Origin of the sequence: Parabacteroides sp. FAFU027, assembly GCF_022808675.1 — a bacterium.
Classification (GTDB): Bacteria; Bacteroidota; Bacteroidia; order Bacteroidales; family UBA7332; genus CAXXIC01.
This window is the reverse complement of record NZ_JAKZKV010000008.1, coordinates 132,466-149,369: the sequence shown is the minus strand read 5'-3', so window position 1 is coordinate 149,369 and position 16,904 is coordinate 132,466. Positions and strand designations below refer to the sequence as shown.

Genomic DNA, 16,904 nt, shown 5'->3' with positions numbered 1-16,904 from the left:
TAAAATGAAATACAAAATCGCTTTTTTGCCTCGTTCACATAGTTGGGGCTTTCTCTATACCCTTATTTTATGCGGACTTCTATGGTCTGGATCTATAAAGGCAGATCTACCAACAGCACCGCAACTTGCCAGCAAAATGAAAGTTGGCTGGAATCTTGGTAACACGCTTGAATGTCCATCCGGCGAAACCGGTTGGGGCGGTGCATATACTACCCAAAAACTAATTGATTCTGTGAAAATGGCCGGATTCAATACTGTCCGCCTCCCAGTTGCCTGGTTTACACATTCCGATACAGTGAAAAACGTGATTCAGGATGCCTGGTTGTCCCGGGTCAGGGAAATAGTCAATTATTGCATCAAGGATAGTATGTATGTTGTACTTAATATCCACTGGGATAGCGGTTGGTTGGAAAACCATATAAACGTAACCGATTCTGCAAGAGTGAATGCGCGACAGAAAGCTTATTGGACACAAATAGCCAACTATTTCAAGTATTATGGCGATCATTTGTTGTTTGCCAGCGCCAACGAGCCCGATGCGAAAGATGCCACAGGAATGGCGGTTTTGCTATCGTATCATCAAACCTTCGTTAATGCAGTCAGAAGCACGGGCGCGAATAATACCACGCGTACGCTGATTGTTCAAGGTCCACAAACAAATATTGACCTGTCATATAGTCTGATGAACAAACTGCCAGTTGACCCAACACCTAATCGGTTAATGGTTGAAGTGCATTATTATACTCCACCTCAATTTTGTATTCTAACCAGCGATGCAACTTGGGGTAAAATGTTTTATTATTGGGGAAAGGATTATCATTCGAAGACCGATGATCCTATTCGCAATGCAAATTTTGGGGAAGAGACCGATGTCGAAAAATACCTGAATAAAATGAAAACCAAATTCGTTGACAATGGAATACCTGTTATTATTGGCGAATATGCTGCAATCAAAAGAAAGTTGACAGATCCCAAATCTGATCAGGCACTTCACGAGGCTTCTTATTATTATTTCTATAAATATGTTACCAAATCAATGATTAGCAAAGGTATTATACCTTACTGTTGGGATATAAATATGGGATTGTTTAACCGAAGTACGGGTAAATTGTTAGATCCTGCACTTCGTAATGCCATTATGCAGGGAGTTCAAGAAACTCAGGCAACTGAAATACCTCAAGTTCTAGACAAAAAAATGAGTGTGTATCCCAATCCATTTCAATCCACTTTTACGCTGAATGCCGGTAATCAAGAAGAAATCAAGCGGATTGAAATAATTGATCTTCTTGGTAAAGTGGTAGAAAGTTCGAACTTTCAATCAGGACAAAATTCTTTTGGAGAAGGATTGAACTCAGGGGTGTATATTGTTCGGATAGTGGGTGGTAATTGGGACAAAACGGTAAAGGTAATTAAACGATAAGAGCATTTAGATGATATTATATGTTTTTGATATGCTAAAATATTGTCTGGGTTTTATTGCCTAAGAATGCTCCGAGTGAGATCAATTCGGTAGTGGCCAATGATCTCGCTGGATTGCCGAAAGCAGCAGACATGTAGAGCCTTGCTCTTGGTTTTATCAGAAATTTTTGATTACTCCGATAATATATTGAAAATGAAAATAAGTAGAATTATAACTCTGCTGTTGATTGCGATTGCAACCATCTTTTGCGACAATTTGAAAGCTCAGGGATTGTTTGTCGGAACCAATTATCATCCTCACGATGATAAGAACATAGAGAAAATAAAAAGCGACATCCAACTAATGAAATCAGCCGGCTTCAATGTTGTTCGAATGGGGCATTTGGCTTGGGATAGTTATGAACCGTCTGAAGGGCAATTCGACTTTGCGTGGTTTGATCACGTAATGGATATGATGAACCAAGCTGGGATTAAAGTCATTTTGGATATTGCCATTCATCCTGCTCCTATCTGGTTGCACAATAAATTTCCTTCTATCGATGTTGTCAGTGCGACTGGAAACCGGTTGTACCCCAACCACCGCTATATGGACGATGCGGGAGATCCCAACTACCAAAAGTACGCACTTCGATACACCGATGTGCTGACAAAAAGATATGCGAAGCACCCGGCATTATTAGCTTTTGGCATTGACAATGAGTCGGGAGACGGCCCTATTTCCTATTCAGAAACAGTGCGGCTTCGATTTATTGAGTGGTTGCACAAGAAATACGGTACCCTTGAAGGATTGAATAAAGCGTGGGCAACTCATCGTTGGTCGCGTAGGTTAAATCAGTTTGAAGAAGTGGGTCTGCCAAGCGAAGGACAAAAAAACGGTGCACCGGAGAAAATTCTCGATTTCCGCACGTTTGTCTCCAGCGAAGTGAACAACTTTTTGCTTGCCGTTTTGGATAAAGTCAACGCCAATGCGCCGGGAACGCTAACAAATACGAATGCCTGGTACTACAGTCCGCTGAAATATATCGATTGGTCAGAAATAGCTTATTCCGGTAAAATGGCACGAGAGGGGTGTGGTTTCTACCCCGGAAACTCCCTGACCACCAACTGGGGAGTCATGAATGCGGCCTTTGGAATATCAAGAATTCAGTTCGAAAGCACTAATCCTTTTTGGTGTAGTGAGTTTACAACGATGACAGCAGTGCCCAATTCGATTCGCAAGTCGGCTTATGCTACTTTGATGTATGGCAACCAGATGGTGTGTGGCTGGACTTGGCAAAGTATGTGGGGTGGCGAGGAGCAGTATTTGCAAGGAATGCTTGATTGGGATGGCGTGCCTAACCGCAAGTATTACGAGTATAAGAAAATTGCCACCGAGTTTAAAAAGATCGGGAAATATTTCCCGTATAAGTCCCGGCCTGAGGTCGGAATGGCCTTCTCTTTTCCAAGCCAAATGGCAAGCAGCTCGTTTCCTGAGCAGCACGAAAGCCAGCTTCAAGCTTGTTGGAACCTGTTTTATTGGCGGAATATGGATGCCAATGTGGTGGAAATTAGCCGAAGCAGTTTGAATTACAAATTGCTCTTTGTTCCCGGAGTGACGGTGATGGATGATAAAACCGCTACAAAAATTCGCGAATTTGTGAAAAATGGAGGAACGGCAATCATGACCAGCAATTCGGCATTGGTAGATGCTTCGGGGCAAGTATTTAAAACAACCCATCCCGGACAATTGAGTGATGTGTTCGGCATTCGCGTTGGTAGTTTCGAAGAAACCGAGTCGATGAATGAGATTTCTAGGAAAGCATATAATGGAAAGAAACTGGAGTTTACATACAAAGGAAAAGCCGTTGATATGCAGTCTGCAAGGTTCGATATAATTGATCCCAAAGGTGCTGAAGTTATCGGCAGCATTACTAGTTTGGACAAAGATTACCCCATAATGACCTCAAACAAGTATGGTAAAGGTCGCGCTATTTACGTTGGCTTACCTGCTGATGGAAACGTCCTCAATCCTTTGCTTGATGAATTAATCGTCGAACTGGGAATTAAAAAAGGTCTGGATGTACCTTTGGGAGTGATGGCAAGGCAAATAGACAAGAACCATTATTTATACCTGAATGTCACAGGAGAACCAAAAGAAATACCTATGAAAGGAAAATCCAGAAGTATCCTTTTTGATAAAGATTATAATGGTAATTTTACCGTCGAACCTTATGAGCCTGACTTTGTTGAGGTAAGATAAGATCAAGGCAATTCCTGTGATAAATGCTAAACAATCATGGGAGTTGTCGTTTTTTACATTTTGAGCAATTGTCAGTACGCTGCTCAAAAGAAGGTTTTCTATTCATAGCTGCAAATAATAATCTATATAATATTCTCTTTGTTTATATGAAGAAATATACTAAAATTCTATTTGTAACCAGTGTGTTATGGATATTGTCAAACCATATCATTGGTCAGACATCATTTGTATTTCATCATTTAGGAACTCGTGATGGCCTGTCAAATAGCGGTGTAACGTCAATATTGAAAGATAGCTATGGGTTTCTTTGGGTTGGGACCGGAAATGGATTGAACAGGTATGATGGATACGGATTCAAGGTTTATATGGTGAATCCAGGCGTGCCGAATACTCTTCTGTCTAATAATATAATAGGATTACAAGAAGATGGGTTGCGGAATATCTGGGTCGATTTTGGTTATGGATATGCAGTGTATAACAGGGAAAAAGATTGTTTTGAGACTGATGTGAAGAAGTTTCTGGAGAATCTGGGCATTAAGACAGAGGGCAATAGCAAAGTATTTGTTGACAAATTGAAAAACTTGCTCGTGTTTAATGGAAACAATATATACATTTATAACGTAAGGGGGAGAAGCTTCATTTGCCTAAGGTCACGAGTGAAAATTGATGGAATTTCCAGTGTCGGCTTTAGTAATGATAATCTATATTTTTACGCAATTCAAACAAAAGGCGTGCTTTGGAAAATGAATAAACGTACGGGGAAGCAAACCATCATTAAAATCCCCGATTATATTCAAAAACTCACCCTTAACAACTATGGTAAGATATTTGTCGATTCTAAAAACGGACTGTGGATCTATTCCTATAAAAACGATCAGCTATTTTATAAGAGAAATGACGGACAAGATTGGAAAACAATTGAACTAAAGTCTGATATACAAGCTCAAAGCAATGTTCGCACAATTGTAGAAGATCAAAACGGTCAAATTTGGATTGGAACTGACCATAAGGGATTGTTTGTTTATAATCAACAGGATGGTACTCTTCGAAACTTAATAAGTCAGCTGTCGAATCAGACTACCTTATCTGCGAATAATATTACTTGTATTTTGATTGACAATACCGGGACTGTGTGGATTGGACATAATAAAAAAGGAATGTCATTCTATAATGAGAGTTTTCACTTTTTCTCAAACGTCGAGTCCAATAAATTCAGTGATATAAGTAGAATCATGGAAAAGACAACCGGAGAAATCTTGTTGGGTACAGATGGCGACGGATTGTATATGAAAGATAAAACCGGAATTGTCAACAAGCTTCCTATTCCCAATACTGCGATCACAAGTATGATTGAAGACAAAAAGGGACGCATTTGGATTGGCACGTATCAAAAGGGGGTGTTTTGCTACGACCAGGGGAAATTTTCACAATTCACTACAAGCAATAGCAGTCTTTCGGATAATAACGTATGGAGTCTTCAAGAGGATCGGTTTGGAAGCATATGGATAGGTACATTGGGTGGAAAACTGCATAAGCTTGAAGCAGGATCCAGTGATTTTAAATCCTTGAAAACCCCATACGATAATATAATCCAATCTATGGATATGGCTTATGACGGAGGTGATAAACTTTATGTGGGTACATCCTTTGGACTTATGAATGTTGATGTGAATAATAACAAAAGGGTTTATTGCTATGCAAATGCAAAGGGAACTCAGCGTTTTAGGAACCAGCAGATAACAAGTGTTTATAAGGGGAAAAATAATATTCTATGGTTAGGTGGAAATACCGGGCTAACCGCGTGGGATATGAAAAAGGATACTCTTTATTATTTAGATGTATCTAATGGGTTGTGTGATAATATTATACAAGGCATTGTAGAAGATAATCTTCAAAACGTCTGGGTTACGACAAGTAAAGGAATATCAGCATTGACCGTAAATCGAAATACCAATGAAACGTTGACAATAGATTGCAAAAACTTTTTTGTGAAAGACGGACTGAAGAGCGATTATTTCAATGCACATTCGATTTGTGCGTTACGAAATGGTAATATATTGGTGGGGTCAACTGACGGATATACAGTCATTAACCCTTATAAAATGACTGAAAAAAGACAACCTCAGGCAAGAATTGTCTTTACAAAACTAACGGTTGGCAATACGGAGATTTTAGTTGACTCGACATACAACAAGCGAATTCTGCTGGATCATTCAATAGAGTTTACATCTACCCTTGATTTGAAATATAATGACAAACAGATCTCATTGCAATTTACAACAACAGATTTAATTAACGCAGACAAAGTTAAATACAGCTACAAGATAGAGGGGTTTAGTAATCAGTGGATCACAACAAGAGCGAATGAAATCATTATCACTTCACTGCCTCCCGGGAAATATAAATTGTTGATTTCGGCCTGCAATAGTGATGGAGTATGGAGCAATGAACCGAAGGTGTTGGTTATCAATGTGGCACCTCCTTTTTACTATTCGTTTTGGGCTATCATCATATATATTTTAGCTATAATAGGCCTGACACTGTACCTCTTTTACAGAACCAGACAAAGACACCAGAGAAAGCTGGCGCAACAAAAAGCGCAAATGGCTATTGAGCAGGAAATCCAGCTTAAAGAAATGAAGTTGAAGTTCTTTACAAATATCAGCCACGACTTGCGGACGCCTTTAACACTTATAGTAACTCCATTGCAACAACTGCTCAAAGAAGTTGCAGATGAAAGACTGAATAAGAAGCTGGGGGTAATATATAAAAATGCGCAGCAATTGCTATCTCTTATAAACTCATTGCTCGATTTTCGGAAACTGGATGTAGGTGCTGAATCTCTGCATTTGAAACCCGGAAATATCGTCGATTTTGTGAGCGATATTTATGATTCATTCAAAATGTATGCCACAGAGCGCAAAATTTCGTTTGCATTTGACTCTGATGTTGAACGTTTGTGGATATACTTTGACCATGATAAAATCCGCAAATCAATCGTAAACCTGCTTTCGAACGCCTTTAAATACACCCCGGATCACGGAAAGGTCAATTTGAGTCTTTTTATTCAAGAATCCGAAGTTTGCATAAGCGTTTCTGATACCGGAATTGGCATTAGCGATGAAGAAAAAGGCCTGGTCTTTAATCGGTTTTATCAATCATTGAACGATGCAGGGAAAACAGGTAGCGGAATTGGTCTGCATATCGTTAGCGAATATGTTAAGCTACATGAGGGTACAATCACCATTACCGATAATACCCCCAAAGGCACCGTATTTACATTGAAAATTCCAATACTGGGAGCTGGTTCTAATGAAATAGATGATGACAGTGAAGAACTGACTGAGGCATTTGATGAAACCGTTGAAAAACCGGAAGAAAGTCAGCCGGAGAAACTGGCCTTGCTTTTTGTAGATGATAACAAAGATTTATGCGAGTTTATCAGCGATAACCTGTCGGATGATTATAATGTGTTAATTGCCCATGATGGACAGGAGGCATTGTCAATGCTGACCTACCATGATGTGAATATTGTGGTAAGTGATGTGATGATGCCTGTGATGGACGGGAACGAGCTTTGCAGACAAGTAAAAACCAATATAAAATGGTCGCATATCCCGGTCATCCTTCTTACGGCCAAAACTGCTGAGGAAAGCAGGATAGAAGGGTTGGAGTTGGGTGCTGATGATTATATTACCAAGCCATTCAATTTGGATATTCTAAAATTGAGAATCACGAAGTTTATAGAATGGACCCAGAAGAGCCATCAGTCTTTCAGTCAGAAATTAGATGTATCTCCAAGCGAGATTACAATCACAACGCTTGATGAGAAGCTCTTAGAAAAGGCCTTGAAAATAGTAGAAGAACATATGAGTGATACTGAATTTAGTGTTGAAACTTTGGGTGAATCTTTAGGATTGAGTCGTGGGCATCTTTACAAAAAATTAATGGCAATTACCGGTAAAGGACCGGCTGAATTTATCAGGACCATCAGGCTTAAGCGTGGTCGCCAACTGCTGGAAAAGAGTCAGTTGCAGATTGCGGAAATTGCTTACGAGGTAGGGTATAATTCTCCAAAAAGATTTACTATCAACTTTAAAGAAGAATTTGGGATGTCACCATCGGAATATCTTCGTATTTACAGGCAACAAAAGCCGGAATGATACTTTGAGATACCATTTGCAACACATAATGCTCCATAGCAAAAAAGGAAGTAGCCATAATTTTACGGCTACTTTTTTTTATGTCTGATACCCAGTTTAGCTTGCACGGTTTTCGATCCTTTTTGAGGACGCGTGATTTGACAGAAGCTTATTCTGATGTCGTAATGTAATTTATTTATGTGTGGTAAAATGAGAAAAATCTATTTTTTGTGCCTTCTGTTTCTAAAACTTTCAGTGTTATCGTATGGCAGTAATGGTGTAGGATATACCAATCCGGTAATATCTGGTTTTCACCCCGATCCGAGCGTGTGTAAGGCGGGGGATGATTATTATCTGGTAACCAGTAGTTTCGAGTACTTTCCCGGTGTGCCTATATTCCATAGCAAAGACCTGGTCAATTGGGAGCAGATCGGGCATTGTCTTACCCGTTCCTCTCAACTTGATCTTAATAAATGCAGGCCTTCAGGAGGAATCTATGCACCTACAATTCGCTATCACGACGGGCTATTCTATATGATAACCACCCATGTGTCGAGGGGTAATTTTATAGTGCATACGAAGGATCCGGCTGGCGAGTGGTCAGAACCAGTGTGGCTAAAACAAGCCGGTATTGACCCGTCACTCTACTTCGAGGGAGATAAATGCTATTTTACCTCGAATCCCGGTAATATGATTTATTTGTCAGAAATAAACCCATTGACCGGAGAACAAATTACCGGGAGCAAACCCATCTGGGGAGGGACAGGCGGTCGCTATCCCGAAGCACCTCATATCTATAAAAAGGACGGATGGTATTATTTGATGATTTCCGAAGGGGGAACAGAATATGCGCACAAAGTAACCATAGCTCGAAGCCGGAGTATTTATGGTCCTTACGACTCCAATCCATCCAATCCAATTTTAACCCACATGAATGCGGTTACTCAGTCAAACCCTATTCAAGGTACCGGACATGCTGATCTGGTTCAGGCTAATGATAGTACCTGGTGGATGGTTTGTTTGGCTTTCCGACCTCAGTCAGGTTTGCATCATTTGTTGGGAAGGGAAACATTTTTAGCGCCGGTTCGTTGGGACAAGGATTCATGGCCTGTTGTTAACGGAAACGGTACTATTGACCTGAATATGAATGTCAAAACTCTACCATTTCAGCCCGTTAAAAAGGCTTCATATAAAACTAACTTCGATGAGCCAAAGCTGGGTTTTGAATGGAACTATCTCAGAAATCCCAATGTAAATAACTATTCCTTGACTGAGAAAAAAGGGTTTCTGCGTTTAAAAACATCAACTATAAAATTAGATGATATTGACTCTCCTACTTTAGTGGGTCGAAGACAAGAGCACGTTAATTTTACTGCTACTACATCAATGAATTTATTCAAAGCTCAAAAGGGTGATGAATCCGGACTCACGGTCTTTTTGGATAAAGAATCACATTATGATATATTGATAGAGCAGTCTTCAGGCGGTAAACGGAATTTAGTCGTTCGTTACCGGATGGGGGTATTGTCTCATATCGAATCCAAAGTTGAAATTCCTGAAGGTGAGGTTTTTCTGCGCGTGAAGGGAACGGCTGATTACTATACTTTCTCATATTCTGTTGATGGGACTACCTATCGTGCTATAAGCAAGATGAATACACGCTATATCAGTTCCGAAACTGCCGGCGGATTTACCGGGGTTTTCCTGGGGCTGTTCCTGACTTCTGAAAATAGCCAGTCGAATGCGTACGCCGATTTTGATAAATTCGAATATACCCCGGAAATCTAATATAGCGATAGCCTTAAATCCAGAATTTCCACATGGCAATTCTGGCTTTAAGGCCGCTGATGATTATAAATAGAACCTAAAACAAAAAAAAACAAATAATGCCGATGAAACTACACGTCTTTAAAAACTACTTTTTACTATTACTATTGATTCTTACAGGAGTAAATCCTGCAATCGCACAAGATGTCAACATCACTGTAGATGCTTCTGTGGGAAAGAGAGCTGTATCACCCTATATTTATGGTGCCAACAATTGGTTTGATAAGCCAGCTCAGTTTTACAAAGATGCCGGGCTGACAATGGCACGTACCAATGGAGGAAACAATGCCACCAAGTACAATTGGCGTAAAAAAATATCGAGCCATCCCGATTGGTATAACAACGTATATGTAAACGACTGGGATAAAACTTCGCAAAATGCCGCTACAAATCTTCCCAATCTTCAGGTGATGTGGGCTTTTCAGCTTATTGGTAGGGTGGCATCCAACACAAACAACAATTTTAACGACTGGGCCTACAACCAATCAGCTTACTGGAGCGGGGTTAACCAAAATCTCGCTGGCGGTGGGACTCCCAATACCACCGGTGTGAATTCTGGGAAAGCTGCTGTCGAAGGCAATATCAACCTATATACTCAACCATGGCCGGCCGATTCTACTGTCGAAATTCTGAATCATTTTTTCCAGCCAAAACCTCAAGGTCTTGGCCTGAATCAAAAGCAATTTGTTTACTGGAACATGGACAATGAAGTGGATGTTTGGAACGGAACTCATGATGATGTGATGCCGACTCTGATCGCTGCATCTGTATTTATGGATAATTACATCGCTACAGCTAAAAAAGCAAAAGCCATATGTCCGGAAATCAAACTTTGTGGCCCGGTAGCAACCAGCGAGTGGCAGTGGTTTAAGTGGGGATCCGAATCCATAAAGATAAACGGCAAATATTATAGCTGGCTCGAGTATTTTATCAAAAGATGTGCCGACGAAGAAAAAGCTTCGGGTGTAAGAGTCCTTGATGTCGTTGATTTGCATAATTATGCTTACGCAGCAAATGATTCGGCTGCGCTTCAGATACACCGGATGTATTATGATCAGACCTATGATTATCCGGGAGCCAATGGGATTTATACAATGAATGGTGGTTGGGATACCCGTATTAAAAGCGAATATATTTTTAAACGAATCAATGATTGGCTGACAACATATTATGGAGCAAATCATGGTATTACCTGCGGAGTGAGTGAATGGCATTCGGCAACTGATCAAAAAAATGCAAATTCAACTGCAGTTGTGTATGCATCGCATCTTGGCACTTTTGCCAACAATGGGGTTGAGTTATTTACCCCCTGGAGCTGGTATCCGGGCATGTGGGAAACACTCCATTTATTTAGCCGGTATGCAAAAAAATATAGCGTATCGAGTGTGTCAAGCACTGAGAATACTGTTTCGGCTTATACAACTGTGAGTGAGAGGGCAGATTCAATGACAGTGATTCTGGTTAACCGTGATATGGTTTCTTCGCGCACAGCCACTATAAATCTGAATAATTTCGCGGTTAGTGATGGTAATTACAGCACTTTGCAATTGTCATCGCTTCCGACGACAGAAACATTTAAATCACATACGAACAATGCACTTAAATTGAACTCAGCGACAGTGAATTCAAATTCGTTTACTATAACAGTGCCTGCCCTTTCTGTAACTGCTGTTTTGTTGAAATCAACATCAACCGGAATCTCGCAGACAAAGACTCCGGATGTGGATGTAAAGATTTACCCCAATCCGGCATCGGATAATCTGAGTATTTCAATGAGTTCGAATATTCCAGGGACTACAGAATTGATCGTTTATGATCAAATGGGTCGTCGGATATGTAATTCGTTGGTTGAATATGATGGTCATTCCCCTATAACAATGAATGTGTCAGAGTTATCCAATGGGTTTTATTTTTTATCTATAAAAAGCAGTATTTGTTCTTCAACTAAAACTGTTTCTATCTTCAGGTAATAGATTTTAGGGTTGGAATTTGATATTTATTAATAGAGTCCAATGTGTTTATAATTAATATGTTACGTCTGTTTTAAGGGTCGTGAAGAGACGGGTGATACAATTGTGGCCGTTTTCCGATACAAAATGAGCTATCGGGAAATGGAGCCATAAGTAATTTTGTTCACACGTCTTACTTGACGTATTGAAATAGATGAAAGACATAAAGTCTCATAGATAACGTAACTGCTAAAACAAACGTTCCATGAAAAAATTTCTAATATTATTAGTGCTACCTTTTATTTGGTCTTCGGTATTCTCTCAGAATAAAATTTCTGGTATTGTCGTAGATGACAACGGGAATCCATTACCCGGAGTCTCGATTGTTGAAAAAATTACAAATACAACAACTCCAACCAGGCAAAATGCAACTGTCTCTGGCTTAAATGGTAAATTTAGTTTAACGACTAAGCAGCCTCAGGGGATTTTGTCGTTTTCATTTATTGGATATAAAACTATTACCCGCTCTTTCAGGGGAGCGGATGTGTTGAAAATAACAATGACTGAAACCAAAGCTGATTTGAATGAGGTCGTTGTTGTCGGTTACGGTTCGCAAAAGAAAGTGAGTGTAGTTGGTTCTATTTCGACAGTCACAACCAAAGATTTGGTTCAAAGCCCGGCCGCAAACTTAAGTAACGCATTAGCAGGTAGATTGACTGGTTTGACAACTGTTCAAAATACAGGACAGCCTGGTAAAGATGATGCGTCGTTGTATATACGTGGTCGAAGTACCTGGGTGAATTCCACGCCGCTCTATATTGTCGATGGTGTTGAAAGAGAAAACTTCACTCAAGTGGATGCCAACGAAGTTGAATCTATTTCTATTCTTAAAGATGCTTCTGCAACTGCTGTATATGGAGTAAGAGGTGCAAATGGGGTTTTGATAATCACCACAAAAAGAGGTAAAGATTCAAAACCTGTTGTAAGCCTTTCTGCGCAATATGGTTTGCAGCAGCCAACGCGCCTTCCAAACTATCTGGATTCTTATCACACTGCTTTATTGCGGAACGAAGCTTATTTAAATGATGGGTATCCGGCAAGCAGATTACCTTTCCAGCCCAATGCATTAGAAGCATTCCGTACGCACTCTGACCCTTACCATTATCCCGATGTAGATTGGTACAAAGAGGTTTTGAAACCGACTACCCCACAAAGCCAATACAACCTTAACGTGCGTGGAGGTACAAAAACCGCAAGGTATTTCTTATCTGCAGGTTATTTCAACCAGGACGGGCTTTTCAATACCAATATGCACAAGGATTATAATACAAACTATCAGTTTACCCGTTTTAATTTCCGATCAAATCTTGATATTGATGTGTCTAAGGTGCTGACTGTGTCTGTATCAATGGCTGCCCGGATGGAGGACACGAATGAGCCGGGAGCCACAGGCTTCACGACCGGTGAAAATCAATCTGCTTTTAGCGCATTAACGCGGACAACCCCTTACGAAACTCCAGTCTTTCAGGCAAACGGTAAGCCAGGTGTCGGTCCTGCCGGAGTTAACCCTTGGTTGCAAGTGAATGGTACTGGTTTTACTCAGAATAAAAAGGATGTGGTAGAATCGAGTATTAATCTAAATTATAAATTAGATAAAATTACTCCCGGGTTATCTGCCAAGGCGTTGGTTTCGTATGATAGCTATTATTCTGAACAAAAAGTTTTTGCAAAACAGACCCAGGCGTTCCGACTTGACTCCGGACCGGATGAGCCAGATAGTTATACTGTATTTGGACAAGATACAAAATTGAAATATACAGGGGGATACATGGGGGGGTATTCCAAGACATATCTTGAAGGCTCTCTTAATTACTCGCGTCAATTTGGCAAGCATAGTGTCACAGGGCTATTGCTTGGGAATTTGGATGAAAAAGAACTAAGCGGTGTATATATTCCTTATCGCACAATGGGTCTATCTACACGTGTCACTTATGATTATAACCAGCGTTATCTCGGGGAAATAAATATGGGATACAACGGTTCTGAAAATTTTGCACGTGGCAAACGATTTGGATTATTCCCAGCTGTTGCTGCGGGATGGGTGATCTCAAATGAAGAGTTCTTTAAAAATTCCATTAAATTCATTGATTTCATGAAGTTGAAGGCCTCTTATGGTATGGTAGGAAATGATAAGATCGGTGGAGGCCGGTTTATGTATTCTGAAGAGTATTCTACCCGTAATGGATGGGAAGCTCCTTCTGTTCCTTCTTTCGGCCTTGACGGACATTCGGTTGATATAATATACTTGTCTCGTATCGCCAATCCAAACCTAACCTGGGAAAAGGCAAATAAGTACAATGTCGGTGTTGAGGCGAATTTGTTTAATAGCCATTTAACAACATCTTTAGATGGCTTTTTGGAATACCGGAGAGATATTTTAATGGACAGGGGATCAATTCCTCTTTATCTCGGAGTTACTCCACCGTCTGCAAACATAGGGAAAACCCAAAACAAAGGTTTTGAATTTGAGGTGAAATATAACAACAAAATCGGTGAAGATTTTGATTATTGGGTGAAAGCAAACTACAGTTATGCGAAGAATAAAGTTGTAGCCAAGGACGAGCCTGCAAACAAGATTTCCTGGCAAAAGGAGGAAGGTCAATCCATTGGTCAGTTTTATGGTTATCAGGTGCTTGGATTCTTCGATATAACCGACTTTGATACAAATGGCAATTTAGTAGGTAAAGATTCTAAAGGAGTTCCATATGCACGTCAGCTTGTTGGGGAAGCTCCAAAGCCGGGAGATTTCCGGTACCGTGATGTTAATGGAGACGGAGTCGTTGACGACAGAGATAAATTGCCCATCGGTTATTCTGATATTCCAGTGGCAACCTACGGATTTTCGTATGGCTTTAACTGGAAAGGGTTTGACTTTAGCATGATGTGGCAAGGGGCGTATAATGTAAGCCTCAAGATAGGAAGTGAAGTTTTGTATGAGTTCTGTGAAGGTGGTAAAGTTCAGGATTTCCATGAAGGACGCTGGGCATATTATACTGATCCATTTACCGGTAAATTGGTAGATACAAGAGCTACGGCAACCTATCCCAGATTGCATTCCCAAAGTTCTAGTCCTGACTGGACTACAAATAGCTTTTTCCTATATAACTCAAGCTACTTAAAATTGAGAAATATGGAGATAGGATATACATTACCTATAAAACAGTTGAAAAAGCTTGGAATTAGCCAGTTGAGAGTCTATTCAAATGCAAATAATCTTTTGACCTTGTCAAAGGTTAAGCAAGTTGATCCTGAAGGTCCCGGATATGGAGCCAACAGGGAGCGTGGCTGGAATTATCCGCAACTAGTGATTTACAATACGGGTATAAACGTAACATTCTAACTGTAGAAATATGAAAAAGTCAATTATATATTTACTTCTGCTGCAGGTCTCGCTTTTTTTTGCTGCATGTGAAGATTACTTAGATAAAAAGGAGAGTGCATTGCTTACCTCTGATCAGGTATTCAAAGATCCAATCAATTTTCAGAAATTCGTTGATGACATTTATACCTATTATCACTACTGGCCTGGGGATTGGGCTTGCCAGTCTTTTGGTGGGCTGGGTAGAATCGCATATTCCTCGTTTGAGGGGGCCTCTGATTTGGCTGAAGCATCCCGGGCAGTTGCCGGCACAAATGCAAGTTTCAATCTAGGGAACTGGTCTCCAAGCGCCTATGGAGCTCAGGTAGAATTGTTATGGCCCTGGACCGGTAGCTATGCGGCGATACGACGTTGCAATGTTGTGCTTGAAAAAGCCGATAGTGTGCCCGGTTTGAGTTCGGGTCAGATTAGCGGATATAAATCTGAAGCGTTGTTCGCGCGTGCATTCTTCTATTTTGAGTTGATTAAGCGTTACGGGGGGGTACCTTATATTACAAAGTCTTTAAAAGAGACTGATGATATGGATCTACCTCGTGAACCTTATGATACATGTGTAGCAAAAATAGTTCGAGACCTTGATGCTGCACTCCCTAATTTGCCTCAATTAAAAGCGCAAGCAAATGTCGACTTTGGGCGTCCTACTGTTGGCGCTGCTTTGGCGCTAAAGGCTAAGGTGTTGTTGTATGCTGCCAGCCCGTTAAATACCGAGCCGTATGATATAAACATCGGAGCAAGAGACACTTCATTATATTATTTTGAAAAACCCAATACTCCGGATGAAATTCACCAAAAATGGGTAGATGCAGCGAAAGCAGCTTATGAGGTTATAAAATTGGAAGATCAGGGACTGTGCGGTTTAGCTGATTCAGCGCATTATAGAAATATTATTTACCAAACAAATTCGGTAGATGCAAAGCAAAATGAAATTCTCTTTAGCCGGGTGGATGGCTCATTTAAATTTAGTGGAGGTAAAGCTCTTATGGGGTGGGTTGGATTTTCCGATGTTGGCGCCTCGAAAGGGTATGGCGGTTCTGCCGGGACTTATCCTACCCAGAATCTGATAGATATGTATGAAATGGAGGATGGTACTATTCCGATTACAGGGTATAACGCGGATGGTTCCCCAATTATTAATCCAGCTTCAGGTTACAAAGAAGAGAGTATGTGGAATAATAGAGATCCTCGCTTAAAACTTACAGTCCTTTGCAATCAGGATCAATGGCAGGATAGACCTGTACAAATCTGGTTTTACAAAAATAACCCAACAATCAGTGGCTCTGAGATGAAGGATGCGCAGGATTATACAACCACCGGCTATTTGTGTAAAAAAATGTGGCCAGAAGACTTGAGACAAGGTGGAGTTGCATCTGTTACTATGAATTGGATTTGGTTTAGATATACAGATGTCCTTTTATGGTATGCTGAAGCTATGGATCAGGCCTTCGGTCCAAATGTTGACGGACTTGGTAACGGCAAGACTGCAAGTTGGGCGTTAAACAGGGTGCGTAACAGGATGAACCCGAAAAATTCTCATAAGCGCGACCTGGTAACAGACGATAAGGACTTTTTTCTGGAGCGCCTTATGAATGAGCGTGCAATTGAATTTGTTTACGAAGAGCAGCGTTGGTGGGATGTTATCAGATATAAAAAAGGAAATGACATATTTAATAAACCTGTTTACGGTGTGAGAATTTATAGTCCGACAACTTCGCCTACACCTTCTACAACTTTTGAAGTTACCCGTAGGAAAATTGAAAACAGGGTGTTTTATGATTATATGCATAAGTATCCAATCCCGTATGCGGAAATTGAAAAAAGTCCTAAGCTAAAGCAAAATCCGGGCTGGTAATTCCTTGAATGATGTTTGATATTTGAATTTGAAATAAAAG

Annotated in this window: 7 protein-coding genes; all 7 read left to right on the top strand. The window is 40.4% G+C overall.

Translation table 11 applies throughout. From position 1 onward, the window contains the following. Positions 1–4 precede the first annotated feature (4 nt). The 7 genes from MLE17_RS13360 (at position 5) to MLE17_RS13330 (ending at position 16,864) form a co-directional block, all read left to right on the top strand. Entirely contained in the window at positions 5–1,420 is a 1,416-nt protein-coding gene (locus MLE17_RS13360; protein WP_243349211.1) for a cellulase family glycosylhydrolase, read from the top strand. 192 nt (positions 1,421–1,612) lie between these two features. Continuing rightward, entirely contained in the window at positions 1,613–3,658 is a 2,046-nt protein-coding gene (locus MLE17_RS13355; protein ID WP_243349210.1) for a beta-galactosidase, read from the top strand. Positions 3,659–3,804: 146 nt separating this feature from the next. Then, positions 3,805–7,821, top strand: a complete 4,017-nt coding sequence (locus MLE17_RS13350) for a two-component regulator propeller domain-containing protein (RefSeq protein ID WP_243349209.1) — start codon at positions 3,805–3,807, stop codon at positions 7,819–7,821. A gap of 189 nt (positions 7,822–8,010) precedes the next feature. Beyond that, positions 8,011–9,588: a glycoside hydrolase family 43 protein gene (locus MLE17_RS13345; protein WP_243349208.1), complete on the top strand. Its 1,578-nt coding sequence runs from the start codon at positions 8,011–8,013 to the stop codon at positions 9,586–9,588. 104 nt (positions 9,589–9,692) lie between these two features. Continuing rightward, on the top strand, positions 9,693–11,597 hold the full coding sequence (locus MLE17_RS13340) for a glycoside hydrolase family 44 protein (RefSeq protein ID WP_243349207.1): 1,905 nt from the start codon (positions 9,693–9,695) through the stop codon (positions 11,595–11,597). Between the two features lie 244 nt (positions 11,598–11,841). Further along, positions 11,842–14,976 carry a SusC/RagA family TonB-linked outer membrane protein gene (locus MLE17_RS13335; protein ID WP_243349206.1) on the top strand — a complete coding sequence of 1,045 codons (3,135 nt, stop codon included), beginning with the start codon at positions 11,842–11,844 and terminating at the stop codon, positions 14,974–14,976. A gap of 10 nt (positions 14,977–14,986) precedes the next feature. After that, on the top strand, positions 14,987–16,864 hold the full coding sequence (locus tag MLE17_RS13330; protein ID WP_243349205.1) for a RagB/SusD family nutrient uptake outer membrane protein: 1,878 nt from the start codon (positions 14,987–14,989) through the stop codon (positions 16,862–16,864). Positions 16,865–16,904: the final 40 nt, after the last annotated feature.